Annotated in this window: 13 protein-coding genes; 7 read left to right on the forward strand and 6 right to left on the reverse strand. The window is 64.3% G+C overall.

The window, feature by feature from the left end:
* Positions 1–10: 10 nt before the first annotated feature.
* The 4 genes from C7I87_RS33525 to msrA all read left to right on the forward strand — a co-directional run bounded on the left by C7I87_RS33525 (position 11) and on the right by msrA (position 3,522).
* A complete protein-coding gene (locus tag C7I87_RS33525; protein WP_149908218.1) occupies positions 11–1,090 on the forward strand; it encodes a TadE/TadG family type IV pilus assembly protein in 1,080 nt (359 codons plus the stop codon).
* 347 nt (positions 1,091–1,437) lie between these two features.
* Positions 1,438–2,142, forward strand: a complete 705-nt coding sequence (locus tag C7I87_RS33530) for a DUF1223 domain-containing protein (RefSeq protein ID WP_149908219.1) — start codon at positions 1,438–1,440, stop codon at positions 2,140–2,142.
* A gap of 169 nt (positions 2,143–2,311) precedes the next feature.
* Positions 2,312–2,608 carry a hypothetical protein gene (locus C7I87_RS33535; RefSeq protein ID WP_149908220.1) on the forward strand — a complete coding sequence of 99 codons (297 nt, stop codon included), beginning with the start codon at positions 2,312–2,314 and terminating at the stop codon, positions 2,606–2,608.
* A 188-nt stretch (positions 2,609–2,796) separates the two neighbouring features.
* Positions 2,797–3,522: a peptide-methionine (S)-S-oxide reductase MsrA gene (gene msrA / locus C7I87_RS33540; protein WP_149908221.1), complete on the forward strand. Its 726-nt coding sequence runs from the start codon at positions 2,797–2,799 to the stop codon at positions 3,520–3,522.
* Positions 3,523–3,617: 95 nt separating this feature from the next.
* Here the strand turns inward: msrA and C7I87_RS33545 are convergent, their stop codons facing one another.
* The 3 genes from C7I87_RS33545 to C7I87_RS33555 form a co-directional block, all read right to left on the reverse strand.
* Positions 3,618–4,124, reverse strand: a complete 507-nt coding sequence (locus C7I87_RS33545; protein ID WP_149908222.1) for a hypothetical protein — start codon at positions 4,122–4,124, stop codon at positions 3,618–3,620.
* Between the two features lie 76 nt (positions 4,125–4,200).
* Positions 4,201–4,467 carry a hypothetical protein gene (locus tag C7I87_RS33550; RefSeq protein WP_149908223.1) on the reverse strand — a complete coding sequence of 89 codons (267 nt, stop codon included), beginning with the start codon at positions 4,465–4,467 and terminating at the stop codon, positions 4,201–4,203.
* Positions 4,442–4,717 carry a DUF4242 domain-containing protein gene (locus tag C7I87_RS33555; protein WP_149908224.1) on the reverse strand — a complete coding sequence of 92 codons (276 nt, stop codon included), beginning with the start codon at positions 4,715–4,717 and terminating at the stop codon, positions 4,442–4,444. Before C7I87_RS33555 ends, C7I87_RS33550 begins: the two co-directional genes overlap by 26 nt.
* Before the next feature lie 210 nt (positions 4,718–4,927).
* Between C7I87_RS33555 and C7I87_RS33560 the strand changes: the two genes are divergently transcribed.
* Complete coding sequence (locus C7I87_RS33560) at positions 4,928–7,522, forward strand: ATP-binding protein (RefSeq protein WP_246696526.1); 2,595 nt, start codon at positions 4,928–4,930, stop codon at positions 7,520–7,522.
* Positions 7,523–7,567: 45 nt separating this feature from the next.
* Here C7I87_RS33560 and C7I87_RS33565 read toward each other — a convergent pair whose 3' ends face one another.
* Together C7I87_RS33565 and C7I87_RS33570 are read right to left on the reverse strand one after the other, a co-directional pair.
* The gene (locus C7I87_RS33565) at positions 7,568–8,572 is read right to left on the reverse strand and encodes a cytochrome d ubiquinol oxidase subunit II (protein ID WP_149908225.1); all 1,005 of its coding nucleotides are present in this window, start codon (positions 8,570–8,572) and stop codon (positions 7,568–7,570) included.
* A 4-nt stretch (positions 8,573–8,576) separates the two neighbouring features.
* Positions 8,577–9,938: a cytochrome ubiquinol oxidase subunit I gene (locus C7I87_RS33570; RefSeq protein WP_149908226.1), complete on the reverse strand. Its 1,362-nt coding sequence runs from the start codon at positions 9,936–9,938 to the stop codon at positions 8,577–8,579.
* A 295-nt stretch (positions 9,939–10,233) separates the two neighbouring features.
* On the opposite strand from C7I87_RS33570, the gene C7I87_RS33575 reads away from it, so the two are divergent.
* Entirely contained in the window at positions 10,234–11,160 is a 927-nt protein-coding gene (locus C7I87_RS33575; protein ID WP_149908227.1) for an ABC transporter ATP-binding protein, read from the forward strand.
* Positions 11,161–11,174: 14 nt separating this feature from the next.
* Positions 11,175–11,936, forward strand: coding sequence for an ABC transporter permease (locus C7I87_RS33580; RefSeq protein WP_027146438.1), 762 nt, complete (start codon positions 11,175–11,177; stop codon positions 11,934–11,936).
* Positions 11,937–12,180: 244 nt separating this feature from the next.
* On the opposite strand, the gene C7I87_RS33585 is transcribed toward C7I87_RS33580, so the two are convergent.
* Positions 12,181–13,218, reverse strand: coding sequence for a phosphatidylglycerol lysyltransferase domain-containing protein (locus C7I87_RS33585; protein ID WP_149908228.1), 1,038 nt, complete (start codon positions 13,216–13,218; stop codon positions 12,181–12,183).
* Between the last annotated feature and the right edge of the window lie 281 nt (positions 13,219–13,499).

A 13,499-nucleotide genomic window follows, 5' to 3' on the forward strand; every position in this document is an offset into this window, starting at 1 on the left:
GGGGTTGGAAATGTTCAGGATTTTGCTCGGCTTTGCCCGTTCCCGCAGCGGGTCGATGATGCCGCTCTTCCTGGTGAGCCTGATGCCGCTGATCGCGGTCATCGGCTTTTCGGTCGACTATACCAGCGCGGTCCAGACCAGGTCCAACCAGCAGCAGGCGCTGGATGCCGCGATCCTGACGATCACCACAATGGACACCACGTCGACGTTGGCGCAGCGCCAGACGCTGCTGCAGAATTCCTTCATAGCCAACGGCGGACAAGGCACCGCGACGCTGACCAATTTCGTGGCCGGCACCACCGCCACCGCCACCACCGCGCAGGCCACGGCAAGTTTCGCCATGCCGACCGTGTTCATGAGCATCGCCAGGATCAACACCGTGCCGATCGCCGTGGGCGCAGCGGTCAGCAAGCCGCCAGCGCTGGTCCAGGCCACCTTCAAGGTCTCCGGCGTGTCGGGTTACTGGAACAAGACGATGACGCTTTACGGCACGCAATTCGGCGCGACGACGGCCAAGGCGCTGATGACGATCGACTATAAATATGGCGGCACCGGAGATCCGAAGGGCTATGGCACCACCAATGTCAACGTCCTCACCACCGATTCAGCTGGCAGAACCGTCACCACGCTGGTCCAGACGCAGGTCTGCAGCCTTGGCAGAAACCCACCCGCCGGTGTGACGCTCCAGAAAGATGCGAATGGCACGTACTATTACTGCGTCGACACGATGTATCCCGCCAACGGCCCCGGCGCATCGATCGACGTCAGCCAGATGGGTGGCCTCAGTCTGCAGATGTATGTGCCATCAGGGAACCCGCAGTACCTCAAGTCGAATGATCCGACCACCTCCAACCGACTCTACAGCGGGGTCAAGGATCCGGTGACCAACGCTGTCACTTATAATGAGACCGCGACCGGCCAGGTCGTCGATATCTTCGGCCTCGTGCCTTGCGGCTCGACAGCCTATCAGGCCTGGGAAGACGGCGGCAACCCGGTCCCGGCGCCTGTCACCAACGCCGACTTCTTCTACAACGTCACCGGCAAATGCGACTTCAACAAGCGGCCCTCGGACACCGCGCTGACGCAGTGACGCTGGCGATCTCCCCACTTGTGGGGGAGATGGCCGGCAGGCCAGAGGGGGGCGCTGCCCCACCGACCTTGCCAGATCCACGATATCCGCCCGGCTTTTCCCGGCAATTTCCCGTCGTCTGTTTAAACGCACCGGCGTAGCCGCTCTACGACGCCCTCTCTGTCCTGCCGGACATCTCCCCCACGAGGGGGGAGATTGGATGCGGCGACCGTTTTCGCCAATCTCCGACGCCCGCAAAGAAAAGGGCGCCCCAATCACAAACCGGTGAGCGTTGTAACGAAGTTCGTAGCGGCGGCGAAGTGGGGACATGACGGGCGCATCGTGGCGCCCTCCCAGGGAGCAAGCCGATGTCGCCAGTCATGTCTAGCAGGTTCCTCGCACTGTCCGGCCTCGCCGCGCTGGCGCTCGCCGGCTCGCTCGCCGGCGCCGTCGCCCAGCCACTCACCGTGGTCGAGCTTTTCACCAGCCAGGGCTGTTCGTCCTGCCCGCCGGCCAATGCCAACCTCATCAAGGTCAAGGACCGGCCCGGCGTGCTGGCGCTGTCCTTCAACGTCACCTACTGGGACTATCTCGGCTGGAAGGACACGTTCGGAAAGCAGGAATTCACCCAGCGCCAGGTTTCCTACGAGCCGCAGCTCGGCCATGACGGGCCGTTCACGCCGCAGGTGGTGGTCAACGGCCATGCCGATGTCGTCGGCGCCGCACCCGGCCAGATCGAACATCTGATCGCCGCCACGGGCAAGACCGGCGGCCCGTCGCTGTCGCTCGAGGGCGGCAAGGTCGCGATCGGCGCCGGCTCGGCGCCGGGCGGCCACGCCGATGTCTGGCTGGTGCGCTACACCAAGGGCGTCGTCGAGGTGCCGGTGGCGCGCGGCGAAAACACCGGCCGCACCTTGCCGCACGCCAATGTCGTGCATGCACTGACAAAACTCGGCAGCTGGACCGGCGAGGCCAAGACGCTTGGCCTGCCGGCGGCCTCGGGCGGCCTCAGCACCGCCGTGCTGGTGCAGTCGCCCGGCGGCGGGCCGATCCTGGCCGCCGCCGCCAACTAATGCATGTCGCCCAAAAGTGACCTCGGTTTTGCGACGACGACATGCATCAAGCAGCAATCACGTTCAGGCGCAGATTTGCCAAGCAGAAATTTGCCCCGCCGCATGGGCAGCGGTGCAAGAGCCCGGCCGCCCAAAAGGGCGTGCCACCAACCCCACAAGGAAACCTATCATGACCAATTTCTCCCGCCTGACGCTGCCTGCGCTCGCTTTGGCCCTCTGCTCGACCGCGCTGTTTGCCGGCGGCATCGCGCGCGCCGACGACGCCACCAATGCGATGAAGCCCGCCGCCAACGCGATGGCGCCGGCAGCGGATGCCATGAAGCCGGCAACCGAGGCGATGAAGCCGGCGGACCCGATGGCCACCAACGCCATGAAGCCCGCTACGGATGCCATGAAGCCCGCCACGGATGCGATGAAACCGGCGACCGATGCCATGAAGCCGGCAACGGATGCCACGGCCAATTGAGATTGGTGCGGGGCCTTCTGTCCCTGGCGGGCTCCCTGTCCAGCCGGGGACAGTTGCCGGAGCAACCCCGGGAAAGGCTTGAGGTCCGGGGGCGCACGCGAATGTGAGCCTCCGCCGCAACTCACGCATCGCGCCACCGTAGCTGATCCAATAGACTGATCCCAATGGAAGCCATGAGGAGTGCAACCATGACCAATATCAACAACCGTTCGATGGGCGTTGTCCGGGGTGCGCTCGCCGCACTCGCCCTTGCCGTCGCGGGCGCAGCCTTCTGGCTGACGCCGGCAATATCCGCCGAGGACGCGGTGAAGATCCCGCCGCCGGCGGTGGACGAAAAGGCAGCCTCGGGCAGCGAAAAGGCGATCTTCGCCGGCGGCTGCTTCTGGGGCGTGCAGGGCGTGTTCCAGCACGTCAAGGGTGTCAGCAAGGCGGTGTCCGGCTACACCGGCGGATCAAAGGAGAACGCCGTCTACGAGACGGTCGGCACAGGCCGCACCGGCCACGCGGAATCCGTCGAGATCACCTATGATCCGTCCAAGGTCACCTATGGCCAGCTGCTGCAGGTCTATTTCTCGGTCGCCCACAATCCGACCCAGCTCAACTACCAAGGGCCGGACTCGGGCACCCAGTACCGCTCGACGATCTTTGCCGAAAACGACGCGCAGAAGAAGATCGCGCAGAGCTACATCGCCCAGCTCGACAAGGCCAAGGTGTTTTCCGGACCCATCGTCACCACGCTGGAGACCGGCAAGACCTTCTACCCGGCCGAGAACTACCACCAGGATTTCCTGACGCTGAACCCGACCTATCCCTACATCGCCTACAACGACCTGCCCAAGGTGGCGAATTTGAAGGCGCTGTTCCCGGCGCTCTACAGCGAAAAGCCGGTGCTGGTGCTGTCGGCTTCGAACTGACGTTGCCGCGACGTCCGGGGGCGAGTGTCCCCGAGACCAATCGTCTCCGGCCCGCCCCCGCCTGGGTGGGCAATGGATGCGTTGGCGAAGGCCGGCTACATGCCGTCGGCCTTCATGGCATCGCACGACACGTCAGGGTTCATGTCGGCAAAGGTCCCGGTAGGGTTCTTCTTCCACGCCCAGACATGCAGTTCGTAGAAAGCCCCCAAGCCGTAGCGGTTGGGAGCGCTGTTGAAATTGAACAGCTGCCCTCCCAGCGAGGCCGGGCCTTTCGAGGTGATGTATTCGACGGCAACAAGCCTGAGCTTGCCATCGGCCATCGGCTCGTACATCACCGCCTCCGGCTTGGCGAGATCGACGTCATCGTCTTTCAGATAGGCGGCATTGACGTAGTGGATGCCCATGGCACCGCCGGTGATGCCGCTGGCGCAAGGGATCGGCGCATAGCCTTCGGCGATGGCCATCGCCACATTTTCGAAGCGGCCATTGGCTGCCCGCACCTTCTCGTCCAGCGCGCCGGTATCATGGGCATTCGCCGCCGTGGCCGCGATCGACAGGATCGACAGGTTGATGAGATGTTTGGTCCATAGATGGATGTTCATATTCTTTCCTCGTTTTTGATGTGCGCCGGAGCAGTCGCTCCCCCGCGCGAAGCCAGATGTCCGGATGTATCGGTGGTTAGAACCGGGTGAAGTCCCAGTAGTGGGGCAGCTCTTCGCGCTCCGGCAATCCGATGTCGCGTCTCAGATAGTCGCCTTCCGGTGGCCGATGCCTGCCCGCCAATTGTGCGGGAAGCGCCGACACGATCCGCCACAGGCGGCGGGGCAGGCCCCACGCCCGGCGGCCATCTCCCATGGCAGGAACCGTGTCGCTGGCTGGCATGTCGGACATGTCGCCGTTGCGCTGGGCGATCGGACTTTCATGGGCGGTAAAAGTAAGGGTCAAGAACCCGTACCTCCGTGATCTTGTCGACAGGCAGGGAGTTCTTCTGGGCAGTGCTGCGGATCGCCTCCGGCGAAGGCGCGTCATAGATGCAGAAGCTTTGCTTCTTGTCGGGCGACACGAAGGACTGCACCCAGGTGACACCCTTCTCCGCATTGCGCATGATCACGCCGGCAAGGGCTTCGGCGCCGGCATCGTTCATCGGCACGCTGAGACCGGCAGGAAATGTACGTTCAACCACGTAACGGGGCATATCGAGGTTACCTTTTCCGTTGGACGCGCTCGAATTGAGCGCGGCTGGACATGACCACGCCCCTGAAGGGCGCGCATCGGAACCTTTCCCTATGTTTGACGGGACGATTCCCCATGTTAACGGCGTTTAGTCCAGGAGCCACAAAGCAGATACCGAGCCCGGCTACCCTGGTGTCGAGCTGGGGTGCTTCGGCCGCAGCCACATGAGCCAATGACCATGCTTCTGGAACGGCAGACACAGCTGGCGCAATTGGACGGCTTGCTGGTACAGGCCGAGCGCGGCCGCGGTCACGTGGCGGCGTTGTCGGGCGAAGCGGGAGCCGGCAAGTCGGCGCTTGTCGAGGCCTTCATCGGCGAAGCCGGCGCGCGTGCGCGCATCTTTCGCAGTGCCTGCGAAGACCTGTCGATTCCCGATCCTCTCGGGCCGCTTTACGATCTTGCGCGCGAGGCGCAATGGGCTATGCCGCAGGCGGTCGACGCGCGGCGGGGAGAGCGGCTGCCGCTGTTTTCCGACGCATTGGATGTCTTCGAGGCAAGAACGGGCGCGACGCTTCTGGTGATCGAGGACCTGCACTGGGCCGATGACGCGACGCTCGACTTCGTTCGCTTTCTCGGCCGCCGCATCGCCAACACCCACATCCTGCTGCTGTTGACGGCGCGCACGGACCGCAGTGAGGGGCAGATGCGCGTGCGTCGCGCGCTGGGCGAAATCCCAGCCGGCAGCGTTGCACGCATCGACGTGCCGCTTTTGAGCGAAGCGGCGGTGCTGTCGCTTGCCGGTGCCGCCGGTCGAGACGGCGATGCCATCTACCGGGCGACCGCCGGCAACGCCTTTTTCGTCACCGAACTGTTGAGCTGCGAATGCGAAACGGCGTTGCCGGCCAGTGTGCGCGACGCGGTGCTCGCGCGCGCCGAACGTCTGTCGGCTGGTGCCCGTTCGATGCTCGACGCCGTCTCGGTATTTCCCAGGCGTGCCGACGCCTGGGCGCTGGCGGGCCTGTGCGGCGTGGCCAGTGCCGGCCAGCTGGCGGAATGTGTCTCCAATGGTTTGCTGGACGATCTGGGCGACGCTTATGCGTTTCGCCACGAGATCGCCCGTCGCGCCATCGAGACGATGCTGACGAGCAGCCACCGGCGCGCGTTCAACCAGCGCGCTTTGTCGGCGCTGCTCGAAAGGAGCGACATCGCCACCGCGCGGCTGGTCCATCACGCGGTGGAGGCGCACAATCTGGAGACGGTGCGTGAACTGGCCCCGGTCGCCGCCCGCGAGGCTTCCCGCGTTGGCGCCCACCGTGACGCCGCCGGGTATTATGAGGTCGCCTTGCGCCAGGCCGACACCTTGCCGGCGCAAGAGCGCGCCGGGCTTTACGAGCAGTATGCCTTCGAGTGCCATTTGATCGCGCGCATCGACGAGGCCATCAAGGCGCAGGAGCAGGCGCGCGCACTGCAGCAGGCACTCGGCAACAGGCTGAAGGAAGGCGACAGCCTCAGATGGCTCTCACGCTTCGCCTATCTCCTGGGCGACCGACAGGCCGCCGACCGGTTCGGCGCCCAGGCGGTCGCTTTGCTGGAGGCCGTTGGGCCCAGTGCCGAACTTGCCATGGCCTATTCGAACCTTTCGCAGCTGGCGATGCTGGCCGAACGACTGCATGAGGCATTGTCGCTGGGCTCCAGGGCGATAGAACTCGCCGAGCGATTGAACCGGCCGGATGTCGTCTGCCACGCCCTCAACAATGTCGGCGCCGCCGAGCAGTGGCTGGATCTGGCCAGCAGCCGGCGGCACCTTGCCCGCAGCCTCGAAATCGCGCTGCAGGAGAATTTCCAGGAGCACGCAGCACGCGCCTTCACCAATTGCGCCTGTGGCGGCATGAACCAGCTCGACTACCGCGAGGCTCAACTCTTCCTCGATCGCGGCATCGACTATTGCGTCGAGAACGATCTGGCGACATGGCGCGACTATATGCACGGCGTGCGCGCACAGTTGCGGCTGCGCCAGGGATGCTGGGATGAGGCGGCTTCCGAGGCGCTGGATGTGATTGGCAACGACCAGGCCACGGCCCTGGTGCGCTATCCCGCCTTGGTCGCGCTGGTGAAACTGCGCCTTCGGCGCGGCGACCCATCGGCCGAGCCGCTTCTGGCGGAGATGAAGCAATTTCTGGAAAAGGGGATCGAACTGCAGCGGCTGCTGCCCTACGCGGCGGTGGTTGCCGAACAGGCCTGGCTTGGGCAGGGAGACAAGGACGAGGCGCTGCGGCTCATCGGGCTTGCCGAGGGCCTGTCACCGACGCGGGCGGTCTTTGCCGAATTGGCCGTCTGGCGGCAGATGCTGGCGCCGGATACCGACCCCGGAGAGACGGCCGGCATGGCCTTGCCATACAGGATGCTGCTCACCGGTGACTGGCGTGGCGCGGCCTCGGCCTGGGACGAGCTCGACGCACCTTACGAACGCGCATTGGCGCTTGCCCAGGGCGATGAGGCCGCGCAGCGGGTGGCGCTGGAGATAATCGAGGCGCTGGGCGCCCGGCCGGTCGCCCAGCACGTGCGCGACATCATGCGCCGAAGCGGCGTCATTCACATCGCCCGTGGCCCGCGACGCACCACGCGTGCCAATCGCGCCGGCCTGACCGAGCGCCAGATGGAAGTGCTGCAGCTGATCGAGCGCGGCTTGTCCAACAAGCGCATCGCCGAACACCTCGCCATTTCGCCCAAAACCGTCGACCACCACGTCTCGGCGGTGCTGGGCAAGCTGGAGGCCGTGTCGCGCGGCGAGGCCACCGCCGCCGCGCGCGACAGCGGGCTGATCTGAACCGCACGACTGATCCGCCGCCCGTCCCAATCGTCGGTCAGAACCTCAATCGTAGGTCAGATCCGTCGCCTTGCCACCGAACACGCGGTAGGCGTAGAACGAATAGAAGATGATGATAGGCAGCACCACGACGGTGCCGACCAGGATGATGGCCAGGCTTTCGGTCGCCGACGCCGCTTGCCAGATGGTCAGGCGATCGGGCACCACATAGGGGTAGAACGACCAGGCAAGGCCGGCAAAGCCGAGCGCGAAGATGGTGGCCAGCGTCAGGAACGGCGTCAGCGCATGGCGGTCGTCGGGCCTCGGCAGATGGAAGGTCTGCCGCCACAGCCAGAGGAACAGCAGCGCCGACAGGATCGGCAGCGGCGACAGATAGAGCATCTGCGGCCAGACGAACCATTTGTCGAAGATGCGCGGGCTGGCGAAGGGTGTCGCCAGCGATACGGCAGCCATGCCGAGTGCGGTCAGCACAAGTGCGGTGCGCAGCCAGCGCGCCGCCTTCTTCTGCAGCTCGCCTTCGGTCTTGTAGATCACCCAGGCGGAGCCCATCGCCGCGTAGGCCGCTGCCAGGCAGAACGCCACCAGCGCGCCGAACGCCATGCCGCCAATGCCGACATCGAGGCCGAGCACGTAGACGCCCAGCATATAGCCTTGCGCCAGCGAGGCGATGAGCGAGCCGAGAAAGAAGATGCGGTTCCAGCGGTGCTTCCGGCCAGCGGGCACCTTGGCGCGGAAATCGAAGGCGACGCCGCGCAGGATCAACCCGACCAGCAGCACGAAGACCGGGATGTAGAGCGCGGTGAGGATGACGCCATGCGCCAATGGGAAGGCGACCAGCAGCAGGCCGACGGCCAGCACCAGCCAGGTTTCGTTGGCGTCCCAGAACGGGCCGATGGCGGCGATCATCGTGTCCTGCTCGGTGTCCTCGGCGGCGGCGAACAGGATGCCGATGCCGAGGTCGAACCCGTCGAGAATGACATAGATCAGGATGGCGAGGCCCATCAGGCCGGCGAAGATGAGGGGCAGCAGCGTCGGCCAGTCGTAGGTCATCTTTTCACTCTCCCGCGGCCGGCTGCGACAGCGCTGCGTTGAGAACACCCGGCAGCGGTGAGGTGTCGCCATCCTTGGCCGCCTTCAGCGCCAGGTGCACCAGCACGCCGAGATAGGCGATCAGCAAAAGCACGTAGAGGAGGAGGTAGACGGCAAGCGTCAGCGCGACATGGCTGCCGGCCACCGGACCGACGGCGTCCGCTGTCTTCAGCACGCCGGTCACCAGCCAGGGCTGCCGGCCGATCTCGGTCGTGTACCAGCCGGCCAGCGTCGCCAGCCAGCCCGACAGCGCCATCGGCACCATCAGCAGGGCGAGCGGCCTCGGCAGCGAGTGCCGGCGCTTGAGGAAGAAGGCGGCCGACCACGCGACGGCAAGCATCAAAAGCCCGGTGCCGACCATGATGCGGAAGCTCCAGAAGAGCGGAAAGACCGGCGGGTGGTTGCCCGGAAAATCGTTCAGCCCCGGCACGACGCCGTCGGTGCTGTGCCGCAGGATAAGGCTGGCCCCGTCCGGGATCGTGACCTCGAATTTGTTTCCCTTCGCCGCCTCGTCGGGCAGCGCGAACAGCACCAGCGGCACGTTGGGGCCGGTGTTCCAATTGGCCTCCATGGCGGCGATCTTCTGCGGCTGGTGTTCCAGCGTGTTCAGCCCATGCTGGTCGCCGGCCAGGATCTGGATCGGGATCAGGATGGCGGCGGTGAAGACGCCGGTGCGCAGCGCCTTCCACATCGATTCCGAACGGTCGCCCTTGAGGTAGCGCAGCGCCGACAGGCCAGCGATCAGGAACGAGACCGTAAGCCCCGAGGCGAGCAGCATGTGCACCAGCCGGTAGGGCATGGACGGGTTGAAGACGATGGCCCACCAGTCGACGGCGTGCGCGACGCCATCGCGCATCTCGAAGCCGGCCGGCGTCTGCATCCAGGAATTGAGCGCGATGATCCAGAACGCCGACAGCGTGGTGCCGCCGGCGACCAGCACCGTCGCCAGCGTGTGGACGCGGTTGGAGACGCGGCGGAAGCCGAACAGCATGATGCCGAGGAAGGCCGCCTCGAGGAAGAAGGCGGTGAGGATCTCGTAGGCGAGCAGCGGCCCCGCGATGTTGCCGACATGCTCCATGTAGCCCGGCCAGTTGGTGCCGAACTGGAAGCTCATGGTGACGCCCGAAACCACGCCCATGGCAAAGGACAGCGCGAACACCTTCACCCACGTGAAATAGGCGCGCATCCAGGCGGAATCATTGGTCGCGTTGTAGCGCAGCTTGAAGAACAGCAGCACCCAGCCAAGGGCAATGGTGATCGTTGGAAACAGGATATGAAACGAGATATTCGCGCCGAACTGCATGCGCGAGAGAATGAGCGGGTCCATGGCGGGCTCCGACTGCTTATTACTTATTTCGGGCAATTCCAGGAAAACCGCTTCACACTTTTCCTGGAATTGCTCCAATACTGGCGAAGGATAGGCCCGAAGCGGGGGCAGGTCAAAGCGGCGTCCTGCCGCGAGGCTGAACGCCACAGGACAATTTTACCCGACATAAGCGAGGTGTTTCCGGCCGGCCGATGCTTTCAATGTCCAGAACTGGCAGCAGGGCATTGACTTGCGGTTGCACTGGGCGACAACAGGCCTATATCAAGTCACCTCTTTCAAGCAGCCGTTTTCAGCCATGCCCTCCATTCTGTCCATTTCCGGGGTCTCCAAGACCTACGCCACCGGCTTCACCGCGCTCAAGGAAGTCAATCTCGATATCCAGCGCGGCGAGATTTTCGCCCTGCTCGGTCCCAACGGCGCCGGCAAGACGACGCTGATCTCGATCGTCTGCGGCATCGTCAACCGCTCGTCGGGCACCGTCACCGTGGACGGTCACGACATCAACAAGGACTATCGCGCCGCGCGCAGCCTGATCGGGCTGGTGCCGCAGGAACTCACCATCGACGCCTTCGAGAGCGTCTGGGCAACCGTCAATTACAGCCGCGGCCTGTTCGGCAGGCCGGCCAATCCGGCCTTTGTCGAGAAGGTGCTGCGCGATCTGTCGCTGTGGGACAAGAAGGACTCCAAGGCGATCACCCTGTCGGGCGGCATGAAGCGGCGGCTGATGATCGCCAAGGCGCTGTCGCATGAGCCGCGCATCCTGTTCCTCGACGAACCGACCGCCGGCGTCGACGTCGAACTGCGCCAGGACATGTGGGCAATGGTGCGCCGGCTGCGCGAGGACGGCGTCACGATCATCCTCACCACGCACTATATCGAGGAAGCCGAGGCCATGGCCGACCGCGTCGGCGTCATCAACCGCGGCGAGATCATCCTGGTCGAGGACAAGGCCGAACTGATGCTCAAGCTCGGCCGCAAGGAGGTCAGGCTGGAGCTGCGCGCGCCGCTCGGCAGCGTCCCCGACGGGCTCTCGCGCTACGCGCTCGAACTGTCACCGGACGGCAGCCAGCTTACCTACACCTATGACAACCAGAGCGACCGGCCGGGCGTCGCCTCGCTGATCCGCGATCTCGAAGCGGCCGGCGTCCAGTTCCGCGATCTCGACACCAAGAACAGCTCGCTCGAAGAGATATTCGTCAATCTCCTGAGGCAAGAGCCATGAACCTGCGCGCAGCCATGAATCTACGTGCGGTGTGGGCGATCTACCGGGTCGAGATGGCGCGTGCGTTCCGCACCGTGCTGCAGAGCATCATCTCGCCGGTCATCTCGACATCGCTCTATTTCGTCGTCTTCGGCTCGGCCATCGGATCGCGCATCACCGAAATCGACGGCATCAGCTACGGCGCCTTCATCGTGCCGGGGCTGATCATGCTGTCGCTCTTGACGCAGTCGATCTCCAACGCCTCCTTCGCCATCTATTTCCCAAAATTCGTAGGCTCGATCTACGAGCTCCTGTCGGCGCCGGTCTCCTATCTGGAGATCGTCATCGCCTATGTCGGTGGTGCCGCCACCAAGTCGATCATCCTCGGCCTGATCATCCTGGCCACGGCCTCGCTGTTCGTGCCGCTGCACATCGAACATCCGTTCTGGATGCTCGCCTTCCTGATCCTGACGGCCGTGACCTTCAGCCTGTTCGGCTTCATCATCGGCATCTGGGCGAAAAGCTTCGAGCAACTGCAGCTGGTGCCGCTCCTGATCGTCACCCCGCTGACCTTCCTCGGCGGCAGCTTCTATTCGATCCATATGCTGCCGGGCATCTGGAAGACGATCACGCTGTTCAACCCGGTGGTCTACCTGATCAGCGGATTCCGCTGGAGTTTCTACGGCAAGGCCGATGTCTCGGTCGGCATCAGCCTAGGCATGACGCTGGTGTTCCTGGCCGTCTGCATCGCGATCGTCGCCTGGATATTCCGGACCGGTTACCGGCTGCGGAACTGACGCGGCTTCCCGGAACTCGGGTTCCTCGCCCCACGAAAGTGGGGAGAGGTGGCCCGGCGAAGCCGGGACGGAGAGGGGTCTTCGCGGTAACCGAGAAAGGTCGCCTTGTGGGCGTGCTATCTAGGCCAGTCTCGCGCGCCCGTTCTTCACCGTGTCTTGGCTTCGCGAATGGCGCGCCCCCTCTCCGTCTCGGGCTTCGCCCGAGCCACCTCTCCCCCGCTCTGCGGGGGCGAGGAACCAGCAGTCAAATGGCCTTGACCAGCCGCAGCAACCCTAGCATCTCGATATAGGTCCCCTCGCGAAAGGCGATATAGACCGGCTCCTCGACTCCGTGGAAGCGGCGCTTGAATGCCGCCTGTCCCTGCAGGTTGAACCTGCGGCGGTTGACCCAGGGCGAATCGTAGGCGCGCTGGAAGGTGTTGCGCCAGAATTCGCTTTCGGCAAATCCGCTCGGGCCAATATCGACCAGCGGCGACAGGCCGAGCGTCACCACCGAAATGCCTTCCTCGCGAAAGCGGTCGACGGCGAATTTGGTCAGGCCGATCTCGGCATGCGGCGAGGCATCGATATGCTTGCGCTTGAAGGCGGTGGTATAGCCGATCACCTTGCCGTCGGCGAATAACGGATCGAAGTCGAGCAGGGCGACCAGCTCGCCATCGGGACCGTGCAGGACGAAACGGCGCATGTCGATGCCGAGCTGATCGTAGAACGGGCGGTTGAGGAAGCCCATCTCCCAGCGCTTGACGATGCGGTCGCCGCGCCAATTTTGAGAGAGCCGGGAGATCTCGTCGAGGTGGATCGTGCGCTTGTCCTCTTCGAAGGAGAAGCCTTTCTTCAACAGCCAGCGCTCGGAATAGCGCACCGTCTCGTTGCGCTTGCCGGAAAAATCATGGTCGGGCAGCGGCAGGCGGGTATCGATGCCCAGCCGGCTGATCTTGTAGCCGAGGCCGGCAAGGACCTGGGCGGTCTGTTCACCGATCTGCACGAACCATGGGCCGCCGGCGCTCTCGACGAAGCGTCTGATATAATCTGGCCGCTGCGTCGGCGCCGCCACCGGATCCCCGAGCGCGAAATGATGCTTCATCTTGGTGCCGAAGGCGATGTAGCCGTCCGCGTCGCCGAAATAGGACAGCTTGCCCTGCACGGCGGTGGAATAGGCGAGCGAGAAGTCGCCATGACGGCGAACAAGCGCCAGCCGTTCGACATGCGTCAGCGCCAGTCGCTCGACCTTGGGCGAAGCGCCCTCGAGGATTTTGTCGAAATAGATCCGCAAGGAGGGCATGGTCGAGGATTCCACGTGCCGTCTGCGGCGCCGCATGCCTTGAATGGCACGCAAGACCGCCGTGGCGCCTTGATTTCTGGCGGGAAGCCGAGTCGGGTACGGGTTCGAATTCCTGCGCCGTCAGAAGAGGCCCACCATCCCCGGACCTCGAATCAATCACATTGCCGCGACCTGATTATCGCCGATGCCGCTGATATGCCATATAGGGCTGGATGTATTCGGACAGAAGCGTGCAATCCACTCGATGTCTTTGCTTTGGCCGCATTTTCCGCGGTGCGAAC

The sequence above is a fragment of the Mesorhizobium sp. SARCC-RB16n genome, from assembly GCF_008520305.1.
Classification (GTDB): domain Bacteria; phylum Pseudomonadota; class Alphaproteobacteria; order Rhizobiales; family Rhizobiaceae; genus Mesorhizobium.

What these genes read in the sequence shown, in the direction of transcription:
- C7I87_RS33525 (WP_149908218.1), top strand. Translation starts at nt 11, where the DNA reads ATGTTCAGGATTTTGCTCGGCTTTGCCCGTTCCCGCAGCGGGTCGATG.
- C7I87_RS33530 (WP_149908219.1), top strand. Translation starts at nt 1,438, where the DNA reads ATGTCGCCAGTCATGTCTAGCAGGTTCCTCGCACTGTCCGGCCTCGCC.
- C7I87_RS33535 (WP_149908220.1), top strand. Translation starts at nt 2,312, where the DNA reads ATGACCAATTTCTCCCGCCTGACGCTGCCTGCGCTCGCTTTGGCCCTC.
- msrA (WP_149908221.1), top strand. Translation starts at nt 2,797, where the DNA reads ATGACCAATATCAACAACCGTTCGATGGGCGTTGTCCGGGGTGCGCTC.
- C7I87_RS33545 (WP_149908222.1), bottom strand. Translation starts at nt 4,124, where the DNA reads ATGAACATCCATCTATGGACCAAACATCTCATCAACCTGTCGATCCTG.
- C7I87_RS33555 (WP_149908224.1), bottom strand. Translation starts at nt 4,717, where the DNA reads ATGCCCCGTTACGTGGTTGAACGTACATTTCCTGCCGGTCTCAGCGTG.
- C7I87_RS33560 (WP_246696526.1), top strand. Translation starts at nt 4,928, where the DNA reads ATGACCATGCTTCTGGAACGGCAGACACAGCTGGCGCAATTGGACGGC.
- C7I87_RS33565 (WP_149908225.1), bottom strand. Translation starts at nt 8,572, where the DNA reads ATGACCTACGACTGGCCGACGCTGCTGCCCCTCATCTTCGCCGGCCTG.
- C7I87_RS33570 (WP_149908226.1), bottom strand. Translation starts at nt 9,938, where the DNA reads ATGGACCCGCTCATTCTCTCGCGCATGCAGTTCGGCGCGAATATCTCG.
- C7I87_RS33575 (WP_149908227.1), top strand. Translation starts at nt 10,234, where the DNA reads ATGCCCTCCATTCTGTCCATTTCCGGGGTCTCCAAGACCTACGCCACC.
- C7I87_RS33580 (WP_027146438.1), top strand. Translation starts at nt 11,175, where the DNA reads ATGAATCTACGTGCGGTGTGGGCGATCTACCGGGTCGAGATGGCGCGT.
- C7I87_RS33585 (WP_149908228.1), bottom strand. Translation starts at nt 13,218, where the DNA reads ATGCCCTCCTTGCGGATCTATTTCGACAAAATCCTCGAGGGCGCTTCG.